Source organism: Armatimonadota bacterium (genome assembly GCA_016789105.1).
Taxonomy (GTDB): domain Bacteria; phylum Armatimonadota; class Fimbriimonadia; order Fimbriimonadales; family Fimbriimonadaceae; genus UphvI-Ar2.
In genome coordinates this window covers 37,334-50,523 of record JAEURN010000007.1, presented here as the reverse complement: position 1 = coordinate 50,523, position 13,190 = coordinate 37,334, and the positions used below count along the sequence as shown (strand labels likewise).

The window sequence follows — 13,190 nt, the reverse complement described above, 5'->3', positions numbered from 1 at the left end:
GTGGATTCTCTGCCGCGCCTACGGGATACCCAATCCCGGAGTGCTTTCGTCGACAATTTTCGCCGTCACGAACACCAGCAGTTCGGACGAAGACTGGGTCGTCGTCTTCTTGCGGAACAGTTGCCCGATGATCGGCAAGTCGCTGATCAAGGGGATCCGGTTTTGGGTGAAGGTGTCGCTCTTGGTGGTCAACCCGCCGAGGGCGATTGTTTCACCGTCTTTGATCCGCAAGGCCACGGTAATCGCTTGTTGGGCGAATTCCGGGAACTGCTGTCCGTCGGGGCTGGTGCGGAAACCGGTGATGTTGGATACCTGCGGGTTGAGGTAGAGGGTGATCGTGTTATCCCCGTTGATCCGCGGACGGATTGCCAGGTTGGTCGTGATCGTAAGCGGGATCGGCGTTGTTGTCGTGTTCGTCGTCCCACCGTTGGTGATGATGTTGTTTGTCACGAACAGGAACGTGGTGACCGAGGCGCTGAGTGAGGCGTTTTGGTTGTTGAACGTCCGCAGGATCGGAGCGGTGACAACCCGGCCATTGTTGTTAGACAACAGGGTTCTAAGCCGCATCGACATGTTGCCGGTTGCGTAGTTCAAGAACACCGGGTCTGCCGAGCTGGCGAACCGCCCGGGGGCGACGCCGGCAAAGACACCGCCTCGCTCGTAGTTCCAGTCAATGCCAAAGCTCTTGTCGAAGTTGTTGGTCGTGGTGATGTATTCAACCTTGACCGTCACCTGCTTGGGAGCTTTGTCGATGCGGGCGATGATGTCCAGGAGCTCTTGGTAAGCCTGGCTTGTCCCTTGGAAGATCAGTTCGCCGGTTGCCGGGTTGAAGTAGAGATTTTGCGTCCCCTGGGGCAGGAGTCCAGTTCCACCGGTTTGCGGGCCAGCCACGCTTGCTCCGCCTCCGTTTTGGCCGCCACCGTTTTGGCCGCCGCCACCAGCACCGAATTGCCCGCCGCCGCCGCCGAGGTTACCGCCGCCATTTTGGCCGCCGCCCCCGCCGCGCTGGTTAGCTGTCCCGTTTGGCAAGTTGATGCTACCCGTGCCGGCGGCATCATCCGGTTCAACGAAGTCGCGGGTTTTGGGATCCAAACGGTTTTGATTGACCAACTGCTCGGGCGAACCGAACATGGTGTTGGGGTTGAAGACAGAAGGCGTCCCATAGCGAGACGTTCGCTTCATTTCCTCGTAGGCCCGGTCGGGATTGTAGTCCCGGCCCATCAGCAGGTCAACCATGTCGCGCGGGTCAGCTTGCTGGACAGGGATCGTCCGGACGATGATTTTGTCCGTGGCGATGTCGCTGTTCAACGGCTGCGGGTCGCGCTTTTCACCGAAACGGATGACGAAGACACCGTCTTCTTGCCGTTCCGCATAGCCCCCGGCCGCTTGGCACAGGTACTTGATTGCCGTTTCGGCAGACACGTCATCCAGCGAGAGGTTGATCTTTGTAAACTCAGACGAGTTGCCCTTGATGACGAATTGCAGGCCGGTTTGTTGCGAGAGCAAGCGAGTTGCCTGGAGCAAATCTGCATCTTTGAGATACAGGTTAACCCGCGTCTGCAAAGCGCTGTCTTGTGCCAGTGAGACGGCCGCAACCGCCCCGAGGCACACGGCCAACAACGATGTCTTCACCCATTTCATGTTCATATCGTTCCTCCTCAATTTACCCCGATTGGTTAGCGTCCGCCTCCGCCACCGAAGCCGCCGCCACCACCGCCGCCGCCGAAGCCGCCGCCGCCGAAGCCGCTGCCACCGCCGCCGAAGCCGCTACCGCCGCCACCGAAGCCGCTGCCGCCACCGCCGAAACCACTGCCACCGCCACCGAAGCCGCCGGCATTGGAAAGCGTCGGCCGGGTGCTGGTTTCAGGGTCGTCCAAGAAAGAAGCTTGGTCCAGCAGGATGCTGAGGATCATTTGCGGATCGTTGTTCAGCAGGATGGGCGGGAAAAGGTTGCTGCCTTGGTTGCCGCCGCCCAGCGGGTCGGTCGGGTTGGTCGGCGCGACCGGTTCCGGTTTGCGGATGATGTTGAAAATGTTCCCTTCTTCACGCCAGGTCGCATCGACTTGCTGGAGGATCCCCCGCAAGGCGGTTTTGAACGGCACGTTCTTCAAAGAGACCGTGACGACCCCTTGGACGTCTGGCGCAACCGTGTAGTTGAGCGACGTGGAGCGGAACAGCACTTTCAATGCGTCCCGGATGTCGGCCTGATCCAGTTCAATCGATTCGATGACGATGTTGTTGGGATCTTGCTGGGCCCGCGCATGGGTGGGGGCTGCCATCAATCCAACCATGAACACCATCGCTAATGCTGCGCTAACGGTCTTTTTCATTGTCCTTTTGGTTCCTCGAAGATACCTTTCTTTGCTTCTGTTTGTCTCGTTTGTGATCTAAATCTGAATTGTCGGCACCAACCGCGCTTTAGCGGTCGTCACCACCTGGTCCGCCAAATCCTGGTCGGCCTGGCCCGCCTCCACCTTGGGGCGGTGCGTTCCGTCCGCCGCTTGGGGCGTTGCCCCCGCCGAACTGGCCAGGCAACCCGCCTTGCAACGGCACGACGATCTCGCTCGGAATCCGGCGCGGGTCGCGTCGGAAAACGGCCTTTTCAGTGTCGATGGAAATGCACCGCCAGTCGGTGCCTTCCACTTGCTGGCCAGGGACGATGGTGTCGACCCGGCCGCCCTGGTCAAGGAGGGCGATGACCGCTCCTTCACTGACGACGATTCCGGCGAGCCGCCAAGCAGGCGTCGGGAAGCTTTGCGGGGCTTCCTCGGATGCCGCCGGATCGGGGATCTCGTATTCGTTTGAAAACCCGCCGGTATCGCTCAGGATGCGCTCGAGCGACTGCTCAGATTCGAACTTCCGCTCGGCGGCGAGCAGAGCAAAGGCGTCGGTCCGGCGCGAGTACCAGCTCTTGCCCTGGGCAATGTCCCGCACGGTGGGCATTTCCTTATAAGCGTCTTGCGGAGAAAGGGCAACCCCGGCCTGAGCTTCGGGCTGGTAAAGATCCTTCACTTTGGGGTTCACCTGGCCTTGCGGCATGGTTGGGCCCTGCTGGGGATCGGTGTTGCACCCAGCCAGGAGGAGCGCGGCAACCGCGGCACCGGCGAATGCGGGCAATCGTTTAAATCTCATTTCCATCACTTTCCTCCTGTGCCGCTGGGGAACCCGGGCCTGTTTTGGGGTGGCGCGCCGGCCGGTTGAACTCCGCCTGCTGCCGGTCCGGCCGCACCCACTGGCCCCGCGGCGGCGGCCCCGGTGTTTGCGGCGACTTGGGTGGCCGCGGCGCTGACCGGGGCCCCGATCTTTTTGCCCCGGATGAATGCGACAACGGTCACGTTGTAGTTGGCCGTCAAATTGGGGGCAGTCCCCGTGACAACCAAACCGTCGGCAACGGCGAGGTAGTTCGGCATCCGGCTCCAGGCGCGGATGTTTTCAGAGATCTGAGCCCAAGTGCCGCGAACCGTCACTTGGCCGAGGTCAAAGATCGCCACCGGGTAGGGCGAACCCGGATAGTTGAAATAGCTGGCCATCAAGGTGTCGGGATCTTCAGGCGGCAAAGGCACGCTTGGCCCGGCCACGACGGTGACGCCCCCGGTGCGAAGTTGGCGGTTGACCGCGATTTGCACGTTGTTGCGGAAGGTGCGGGCATCGACCGTCAGGTCATAAGGGTTAACAGCCACATTGATGCCGCCAGCCCCGACGCTTGCCGGTGGCGTTTTAACAGCAACCGTTTGTTGCCATTTGTCGCTGATTTCCTTGACTTGCTCTTGGGCGTTTTCAACCCGCTTAACAGCGGCACCCATTTTGTTGCCTTCGGCATCGAGCTTTTCGCCCCATGCCTTGTAGGCCTGGGCGTCGTCCATGTTGGGCTTGTAATGCTGGAAAAAGCCGTAGCCGAGGGCGATGACCGCCACCATGAGGCCGAGCATGAAGATTGCGAGGGGAGAGAGTTTCATGGTGTCGATTCCTTTATTCGTCGTCCCGACCGCTGCCGGCAACCGGCCCTGCCACCCCGCCGAACCCGTTGGGGGCCGAAGCGGTTCCTCCGGCGCCACCAGCGGCGGCGATGGTTGCCCGCGGGTCTGGGGTTTGCACGTTGTCGCTGAGCACAACCGTCATAGTGACCGGGCTATACCCGGGCATCGCGCCTCGGGCCGTCACGGTGTTCGAACCGAAATTCCCTTGGTTCAAGTAGCCACGCGGGGCCGATCCGGCCCGGGCGATCATGGCGTCGAGCCGTTCTAGCGGATCACTCGGGAGGGCGGTTTCACCAGGCTTGACCGCGCTACCGACTTGATCGAGCTCGCTCAGGTTTTGAACGACAGGATCCGTCACCGTGTAGCCGGCGCGGTTCACCGAAAGGACGCCCGGGATTTTCCAGAGCGCGATCGAGAGGTCGGCATATTGTCGGAATGTTTCGATGTAGCCGGTCAGCGTCACGGTAGTTTGCGGCCCGTTCGGGGTCGCCGCGATGCTATCTAGCCGGTAATAGGCGGGCACGTGCCCCAGCACCTTCGAATAAAGATCCACGTATTTGCTGTTGTGCTCGATCATCGCCTCAGAAAGTTTTTGATTCCGATTGATAACCGCAGCGGTGGCGATTTGCGCGTCGGCTTGGTCGGCGGTTGCTTTGGCGTCAACTGCCGCCTTCATCTTGCCTTCAGCATCCGATTTGGCACTGGCCAGCGCCTGCTGAGACATCCCGATGAGGCCGACGCACCCGAGGATGCCGACCACGGCGAGGATGGCCGCGACAAACCACATTCCTGTGGCTGCCCCGGCTTTGGAGACACTGGTTGGGAGGAGGTTGAGTTTCATTCAGTCGCCTGTCCGTTCAAAAGCAGATGTGCATGCCGTTCCCGATCGCAACCGAAAATGCGTGCTTCAATTGTTCGTAGGTGCCCGGGTCGCCTTTCTTGAGGCTCATCGAGACATTTCGGTAGGGATCCATCAGTTCAACCTTGAGTCCCGTTGCCGAGGCCAAGAATTTGTCGAGGTTTTTGATCCCCGCCGAGCCGCCGGTGACGAGCATCATGTCGACATCCCCACCCTTGGTTTTGTAGTAGTCGATCGAGCGACGGATCTCCGCCACCAATTCGTCCAGTGCGTTGGAGACCGCCGGGTAGACCGGGTTGGTTTCCACGGGTACCGGCGCGGCTGGTTCCGCCGGCGCATCGGCTTGGGCCCCCGGCTCGGGAGCATCGGCGAACGGGTTGTAGCTCTGCACGGTGGCCGACCCGGCGAACGGGTTAAAGGTCTGGGCCGGGGCCGCATCTTCAGGGAGCACGAGTTGCTCGTGCTTCATCCGCTCCGCATCTTGGAACGAGACGCCCTTGCTGTCGGCGATGGCCCGGGTGAACATTTCGCCCCCGACGGGGACGGTGCGCGAGAAGATCAGCCGTTCGTTCTTGTAGATGTTGATCGCTGTGGTCTTGTGGCCAATCTCCGCAACGCAGACTGTTTTGTTCCCGGCTTCCGAACCGTAGCTAACGGAAAGGGAACGCAAGACGCTAAGGGGTTCGACATCAAGGGCAAAGGCTTTGCGCCCGGCTTTTTTGAGGATGTCCGACTGCATTGTCACCCCGGAATGGGTGGCAATGGCCATGTCCACATCGAGGTTTTGGGCGGCGGGGTCGGCGAGCGGGTAGGCCTTGAAGTCGGTTTCGACGGTGCTTTCCGCAAATGGGATGTTGCGAGTGAACTCCCACTGCATGTGATCCTTGAGTTCCGATTCGCTCATGTTCGGCACTTCGAGCGGTCGGACGAGAACCGTCCCTTGTCCCGAAAGCGAACTGACGGCATCAGGGACGGATGCCCCAGCTTCCATGATCGCCTGCTTGATGGCCACGGAGATCTGTTCGGGGTCGTTGATGCCGATGTGGTCGATGGCCCCTTCGGGCGTGGGGGCCATGCCGAGGGCCGTGATGGTGGGTTGCCCACCCTGCATCCGGATCTCCGCCACTTTGACCGACTGGCTTCCGATGTCGATCCCCAAAACGCTGTTCAATCTCTTCGCCATAACGGATTTCCCGCTGTGCCCTGGTGGCTTGATGATGTTAGCATCATGCCGCCCGGCGAGTCAACCGGCAAACCCGGTTCCCGCCTAAAAACCAGACGACTTTGGCACCCCTTTGGGTTACAGTCCAGCACAGAGAAAAAACCCGGCCCCCCGGTTTGGAACCGGGGGGCCGTGGCCGGGGCGGGCGCGCTCCTGTTTAGGGGCGCCGGAGCCGGGGAGCGGTTTTGGGCGCGAGCGTCTGCATATAGACGTCTTGGGCTCCAGTCCGCGTACTGCTCCAGACCATCCAGAGCAACGGCGGCCGTCGCAACCGGTTGTCCGAATTGTTCGGGGCCAGCCGGTCGAGCCCAAAGGTGAAGTCCCCTTCTTGGCCGACCTGTTCGATCGGGACGAGCGACTCGCCTTCTTCGACGATGAGTCCGACGGTGCCCTCTACCTGGATATTGGGGAGCAGGTTGCCGTTGATGTCGATTCCGGTGTACCGGATCCGGATCGTCCGACCTTCTTCTGCCATGCCGAGGAACACCTTCCCGCTAGTCGGATCCACCTGGATCCGGTTTGTCGCGAGCCCCGTGACGTTGAGGGCATAGGGCTGAAGCGTATTCGGGTTGATCGCCACTGGGGTCGGGAGGTAAAGCCCGAACCGCAGGGTGCTCATCGCCGGCCGCGCCGCCGTCGCCCCATCGTTGGAGGTCCGGTTGAAGGCCAGGAAGTACCGGTCTTGCTGGACGGCAGTTGTGCCGATGGGCGCGCCGATCGCCGTGTACCAGAAGTTGAGGTCTTCGGTCAGGTTCCGCCACGGTTGGGTGGCGTCGATGAACACCCCGAGGTACCGGTCATCCAGCGCGGAGGACACGCCCCGGTAGTTCATACCCGAGCTCACGTTGGCCTGGGCGATCTCGCCGGTTCCGATGCGGAAGGCGGTCGATGCCCCGCTGACTCGCACAAACTTCGGCGAATACCGGGCGAAGATCTGCGTGTTGCGGCTCGTCGCCACCCCGCTCAGCCGGATCGAACCTCGAAGGGCATCCACATAGACCTTGCCGCCGCGAGGCGATTCGAACACCATCTCCCGGGCTTCCCGGTCGATCAAGCGGGAGCGCATATCGGCCGGAACGAGCGGGTTGTTGTTGATGAGGGGTTCCAGCAGGCCTGTGACCGGGTTGAGGATCAGGAGTTGGAAGGCATCGACGTTCGCAGGGCTCATGTCGAAGTGCACACCCGGGGTCCAGAAGACGCCGGTAGCCGGGTCGTAGTCCAGCCGGTCGAGCCGGTTTTGGAAGGTGATCCAACGCGGATCGGCAAGCGGCATACCGTTGTCGTCCGTTTCGAGTTTGCCGTAGAAGGCCTCGGAATTCTGGCGTCCGCGGACATGCCCGGTGAAAAAGGTGTCGATGAACCCAATTCCCGCAAAGACGCCCGAGTTGATCAGCCTGAGGTTGGCAGAGACTCCGGAAAGGTCTTCGAACACGGCACCGAGCCCGAGCGCACGCACATTCCCCCACGCCGCACCATCAAAGGTCGCCGTGTAGAGTTCGCTGCGGCCGGAGCTTTGCGCCGGATAGAACACTGCCGCATTCGCCCCTTGTTGGACGATGCTCGGCTTGCCTTTTTTGGAGGTGGGGTCTTGCGCAATCGGGAAGATCCCGTTGAGCGCGCCCGACCCGTTGCGGGTGACACCAGCAGCTTGGAATTGCAGATCCGCGACCATGACTTGGCTCAACGGCACACGGGTTCCCGTCCGGTCGACCTTTGTTGTTTCACCAACAAAGGCCATGTACCGGTTGGGCCGGTGCACCCGTCCGATCCCGGCAGTTGGAGTGTCGAGCGGGTCGACGAATCCGGCGGTCGGGAAGGTGGGATAGCTGAACGAAGCCGAGGATGGTGTCCCGGGCGCCAAGAGGCTTTCACCGGCACCAAGGGCAAACCAGTTGTTCCACTCGATGCCATTCGGGAGCATGCCTTGGTAGTCCATCCACTTGTTGGCAGTTGGCTGGTTGTCGTGCAAATCGCCGATGGGGCTGAACGACGTGTTGGCGGTGATGCCCGCTTGGTTGGCCATGCTGCCGAAGTAGATCCGCCAAATCGGCTGAAGCCGCCCATCGGTGCTCAACCTCGGCCTGGGACTGGGGGCAGCCCCGGCCACGTCTTCGCGGTTCGAGCTGAAGGCGAAGTACAGTTGGCCGTCGGCACCGCGCGAAACGGTCGGCTGGCGGCTGGACCATTCAAACCCGGCATCGCCGACCCCGACGTTGTCAAAAACGCCGGATGTTTTCGCCGTTGGCCGGGTTGTCAGGCGTGTTTCGCGGATGTTGAACTTGAGCGTGATGCCCGGGTTGGTGTAAGCCTCCGGCACGAATTGTCCGCCAACCGGCACATAGCCCAAGGATGGGAACCGGGCACCCAAGACGGATCCGGGCACCGAATCTTCGAAGACGAAGATGTCGCGGACATAGGTGCCGACCGGAGTGCCGATCGGGGCGGCGACACCGACATACGGGTCGCCCGGCGGGAATGCCGCCTGATTGGCGATCAACGTGCCCGAGTTCACAAGCAGGTTACTGTTCTGCCTCCGGCGCGGGTTCGTGCTGAGCCGTGACGGGGCGGGATCGCCAGGCCGCGGTTTTTGCAGGAACACATTCCCATTGGGGTCAAGCCCAGTGCGGAAGGTCGGGCTGAGCAGCGGGTCGAGATCGCTGAACAGGCCCATCGTGGCATCGAGCCATCCGAGCTCATGTTCTCCGCTGGCATAGAGTTCCAACGGCCGCTCTGTCGGGATGATTCCGTTGAGCACTTCGAGCCGTTTGGAAACCCGGACATTGAGGAGGTTGACGTTGCCTTCGTTGAAGGCGGTGACTTGTTGGAACTGCGGGTTTTGGCCCGAGTTGAAGATGGCGTTGAACGGGGCGAACGCGCCGTTGATCGGCTGATCCGCGTTTCCGGCCAGGTTATAGTGCCCGCCGCCCGCCGGGATTGATCCGAGATCCACCGTTTTGGTGTCGGATGTCACGTGCTCATCCACCGAGATGTTGGCACCGAGCGTGAACCGCCGGGCCGCGTCTTCGGTGTCGAATCCGGCCTGGCCTTTATCGACATAGATGACGTTTTCGGCCACGTAGCCACTCGGCCTTGTTGGGCTGTTCGGCGTCGCGGGCTGGTATTGCGGGACATTGAGCCGCATGGAGAACACGGTCGGCTGCAAAGTCCTTGTCACGAGCCCAGCTTCGTAGCCGGCAACGGTGGCATAGGTCGTCAGGTCAGCGGGGGTAATGAGCGAGGCGTTGAGCGAGACGCCGCCGAAGAGCGGGTTTTCGGTGTTGCCTCCAGCCGACTTGGTGATGGCGAGCGAACTGCGCCGCATATCCGGGTAGTCAAGGCTGACGTTGGGATAGGAGTTGGGGAGGTCTTCGAACCCGGCGTAGGCGATCGGATTGTAGATCCCCGCATCGGCGGCGGTCACGGGCACTCCCACGCTGGCCGGTTGCCAGGCTAGGTCGTTGGCTTGCACTCTCACGTTGGTCAGGCCTTGCGAGTGACCGTTGACCAGTTGGAGGATAGTGCGGTCGTAGACTCGCATGAGCGAAAGCCCGCTGGAGTTATGCGCGACCGGGTCAGTCCCGCCGACGGCGGTGCTGAACCAAGTGCCCGGAGTTCCGGCGGCCGGCCCGGGGTTAACAAAGCCGTTGGTCCACTTGTTGAACGGCGTGGCCGCCGCCCCGGTATAGCCCGCGGGGAGGTTCCCTTTGACGAGCACGTCGGCGGGGTTCGTGGTCACCCCGGCTTGGTTGAACGTGCCGCCTTGGTTGACCAGATCGATCCCGAGCGGGTTGGGGAGTTCAAAGTCCCCGCCAGTTGGTGTGTTGACTGAGGTCGAGAGGTCGACCGGGGTGCCGCGGACAGCCCCGCCGCCCCGGTTGATCCGAGCCGAGACTTCCAGTTGGGCGGTGCCAGGGGCGACGCCGCGCGTGCCGGTCGGCAAAACAACGTACCGGAAGTAGGCCACGCCGCCATCTTGTGGCGTTGCCGCCCCCGCAACATCGCGGACTTGCGCAATTTGGGAACCGGTCCGGCTGGATCCGACGGTGACGTCGTACTGCACGACATAACCCGAGGTTTCGGGGACGGTCGTGGCATTGATGTCCGCAATCATCACGTACAGGGTCTCGCCGAATTCAAATGACCGGCGCTGGATGGCGTTGGCTTTGTAGTTGGCGATGTCCGCCGCGGACAACGTCCCGGCGACGGCTTTGCTATCCAGGTCGTTGTAGTCGTTGGGCGAAAGCAGGATGACGTTGGGCTGGTCGATCAGGTCGTTGAGGGCGGCCTGGTTCGGGTCGTTCGGATTGGCCGATTGACTGCCCGGCGGGACGCCCGGAGTGATGGGACCGACCCCGTTGATGTCGTCTTCGCTGGAAAACGCATAGAGGATCCCGTCGGCGTCGCCGATGTACAGGTGGCACCGGTTGGCCAGGAGCCCGGCCGCGTTGGGCCAGCCGCCGACGGCGAAGCTGGCGCTCTGGGTGCCTTCGCTCTGCACGAAGTAGCCCCAGTTGACCCGGTTGCCGTTGATGTTCACCGAGCCGTCGGCATAGAAGCCGAGCAAGGTGCCCTGGTTGCTGGCCACCAAGACGGTCGGAACCGCGTTTTGGATGAACGAGCCTGTCGGGTCATAGGTGCGCATGTAGGCGAACCGCAGGCTGGCGGTGGAACCGCTGGCCACGGATGCTTCTTGCCAGTTCACGGTGCCGGTTGCTGCGTCGAGGCTGGTGATGTACCCGCCATCGTCCACGAAGTAGAGCGAGTCGGCGGCCACGATCGGCGCTTCCACGGCGACGGGGGAAGCCGTGCCAAAGTTGCCGAAAGGCGTGATCCCGTCTTGCCGGACGTTGCGTTGCCACACCAGGGCACCGGTCGCTTCGTCAAGGCAATAAACCGTGTTGCCTGCGGCAAAGGTCACGCGGCCAAAGGCCACGACCGGGGTCATGCTGATGGGTGTGAGACCGGTTGTGGCGAATTGCCAAAGGACGGTCGTTTTGCGCGTTCCTCCGTTTCCGGCGGCATCTAGGGCATAGATTTGCCCATTAGAGCCGGGGACGATGATGGCGGGAGTGCCGCCCACGTTGGCCAGGGCGACCGAACCGTTGATAGCTCCGACGCTAGTGGTGCCCATCGGCGTCGTCGGTGCGGTGGTGTCAAAGTCGTCGGGCCATGTCCAGCGGCGGCGGGTCGTCCCGTCGCCCCGGCCGGCGAGTTCGAGCGCATAGACGCGGCCGTTTTGGGAGCCGGTGAACACCAGATCCGTCCCGCCGATGTTGGCGACGAGCGGCGAACTCATGCCGAAACCGGTGGGGGTTTCGGCGATGCCGTAATCCTCGGTGTTGGCGTTGTTGGGGTCGGTGGCCGGGTCTTCGCTCGGCCATGTCCAAAGGACGTTGTTCTGAGTGCCGGTGACTTCGTCGCCGTGGGCTTCCATGGCCGTGACCGTCCCGTTTTCCCGAGTGGCCACGATGACGTCAGCCCCAACCGGCCCGGGGGCGTTGACCGTCCCGACGGTTTGCACGGGGGTTGCGGTGATGCCCAGGTCGGCGTCCCCGACCAAACGGACGGCATCGGCATAAACCTGGCGGCCATCGAGCACATCTTGCGCCGTCCCGGTGTTCAGCACGCGAATGGTGAGCGGCCCAGCGGTCGAGTCGTACCCATCGGCGGGTTGGTTGGGCAACCGCACCCAGTTGCTTTGGGCGGATTGGTCAATCGCAATGGTTTGCAGGACGGTGAGGCCCTGGCGGATTTGGTAGGTGACTTGCGTGCCAAGGTCGCCGGGCGTGTCGTTGTTCGGGAGGAAGACTTCGACGAAGTACTTCCCTGGTTTGGCCGCCGGCGTCCAATCGACCCATGAGGTGGCCGCAGTTGAAATGACCGGGGTCAGGAGGTGGTCAGGCCCGATGGAATTGAACGCATTGGAAGGCAGGAACAGCCCGCCCACAACCGTGCCGCTGCTGTAGTTGTCGGCCTGTCTGAAGACGAGGTTCCGCGGATAGGCGGCGTTGGGGCCGCCGGTGATCCAGTTCTGGCGCTCCACGGCATAGCGGTCGGATTCCGCTTGGCCAAGGTCAAACGGCCGCACGGCCGGCCAGCTCCAGACCATGTTCCGGCGCAGGGGTTGGGCGACATTGACGACTGCGCCGTTGTGGGTGAAAGAGGTGATAACCCCGAACCGGGTTTGTTTGTTGAGCGAGCCGACGAAGACCTCTTCGTTGCGGGCCGTCACGACCCGTTGGTCAAAAACGGTCGGCTGCGCATCAATCCGCGGCTGGAGCAATTGCCCCACGACCGGCGATGCGGTGTAGGATCCCACGCCTTGGGGGGATTGGTTGGTCGCTTGGGCGGCATCGGCATAAACGATGTCGAAGCCGGGCTGGTCGGTTCCATCAACGAGCGTGCCGAAATCGTTCCGGCGGCAAACGTTGTAAACGGTGACGGTGATGGCCCCGCCGGCATCGGCGATAAAGTGCCGGTTGTTGCCAAGGTTGGCAAACCCGCCGGCATCGATGCGCATATCGGCCCAGTAGTAGTTTGTACCGGTGGCATCCGTGACGGAATAGAGTTGGTAGTGCGGGGTGAACCGCAGATCTGGTGCGCCGAGCGGGTTGATGTTCGTCGGGCCGATGGGCAGGTTGACATCGACCGTGTACTCGTTCCCTGGGGTGAGCGTGAAGTTCCAAGTGAACGCCGCGGTTGCGCCGATGCTCGGGTTCGGGCCGTCGTTGCCGCCAGTTGCCGAGGTGACGGAATAGACATAGGGTGTAGCTCCGGCGGCGTTTTGGATAAACGCGCCGGCCAAGATGAGGTTGCCCCCAGCGGTTGCCGGGTCGAGCCAGGCCCCGAGGGTGGCACCGGCCGCTGGATCGGGGTTGTCGATCTGCGCGCCGTCTTGGAAGATGGGATCCCACCACCGCAAGAACCCTCGGCCACCGTTGCCCCAAGTCGTTTCGGGTACGGCGGTGCTTGCCTGGAGCGTACTCCTCCCTGCGCGCTCGTTGCTGCCGCCAAACGTCCGGAAATCCTGGGCGTATGCGGTGGCGGCGGTCACCGCGAAGAGGGCGGCAAGCGCAATCGCTTGCCAGCCTTTGTTTTTGTTGCGGTTGGTTTGCATGGGGTTGGCCTTCAT

At 62.2% G+C, this 13,190-nt stretch carries 7 protein-coding genes; all 7 read right to left on the bottom strand.

What is annotated here, in order from left to right:
* Positions 1 to 18 precede the first annotated feature (18 nt).
* Positions 19 to 1,641 (bottom strand): type II and III secretion system protein, encoded by a 1,623-nt coding sequence (locus JNM28_07730; protein ID MBL8068325.1) that lies wholly within the window; start codon positions 1,639 to 1,641, stop codon positions 19 to 21.
* 35 nt (positions 1,642 to 1,676) lie between these two features.
* A complete protein-coding gene (locus JNM28_07725) occupies positions 1,677 to 2,330 on the bottom strand; it encodes a hypothetical protein (GenBank protein MBL8068324.1) in 654 nt (217 codons plus the stop codon).
* 88 nt (positions 2,331 to 2,418) lie between these two features.
* Complete coding sequence (locus JNM28_07720; protein ID MBL8068323.1) at positions 2,419 to 3,132, bottom strand: hypothetical protein; 714 nt, start codon at positions 3,130 to 3,132, stop codon at positions 2,419 to 2,421.
* A 5-nt stretch (positions 3,133 to 3,137) separates the two neighbouring features.
* Positions 3,138 to 3,956 (bottom strand): hypothetical protein, encoded by an 819-nt coding sequence (locus tag JNM28_07715; protein MBL8068322.1) that lies wholly within the window; start codon positions 3,954 to 3,956, stop codon positions 3,138 to 3,140.
* Positions 3,957 to 3,969: 13 nt separating this feature from the next.
* On the bottom strand, positions 3,970 to 4,818 hold the full coding sequence (locus JNM28_07710) for a hypothetical protein (GenBank protein ID MBL8068321.1): 849 nt from the start codon (positions 4,816 to 4,818) through the stop codon (positions 3,970 to 3,972).
* Between the two features lie 16 nt (positions 4,819 to 4,834).
* Positions 4,835 to 6,019 carry a type IV pilus assembly protein PilM gene (gene pilM / locus JNM28_07705; protein ID MBL8068320.1) on the bottom strand — a complete coding sequence of 395 codons (1,185 nt, stop codon included), beginning with the start codon at positions 6,017 to 6,019 and terminating at the stop codon, positions 4,835 to 4,837.
* 196 nt (positions 6,020 to 6,215) lie between these two features.
* Positions 6,216 to 13,190 (bottom strand): PQQ-binding-like beta-propeller repeat protein, encoded by a 6,975-nt coding sequence (locus JNM28_07700; GenBank protein MBL8068319.1) that lies wholly within the window; start codon positions 13,188 to 13,190, stop codon positions 6,216 to 6,218.

Coding starts and splice junctions, on each gene's coding strand:
- JNM28_07730 (MBL8068325.1), bottom strand. CDS start 1,641: ATGAAATGGGTGAAGACATCGTTGTTGGCCGTGTGCCTCGGGGCGGTT.
- JNM28_07710 (MBL8068321.1), bottom strand. CDS start 4,818: ATGAAACTCAACCTCCTCCCAACCAGTGTCTCCAAAGCCGGGGCAGCC.
- JNM28_07715 (MBL8068322.1), bottom strand. CDS start 3,956: ATGAAACTCTCTCCCCTCGCAATCTTCATGCTCGGCCTCATGGTGGCG.
- pilM (MBL8068320.1), bottom strand. CDS start 6,019: ATGGCGAAGAGATTGAACAGCGTTTTGGGGATCGACATCGGAAGCCAG.
- JNM28_07720 (MBL8068323.1), bottom strand. CDS start 3,132: ATGAGATTTAAACGATTGCCCGCATTCGCCGGTGCCGCGGTTGCCGCG.
- JNM28_07725 (MBL8068324.1), bottom strand. CDS start 2,330: ATGAAAAAGACCGTTAGCGCAGCATTAGCGATGGTGTTCATGGTTGGA.
- JNM28_07700 (MBL8068319.1), bottom strand. CDS start 13,190: ATGAAGGCCAACCCCATGCAAACCAACCGCAACAAAAACAAAGGCTGG.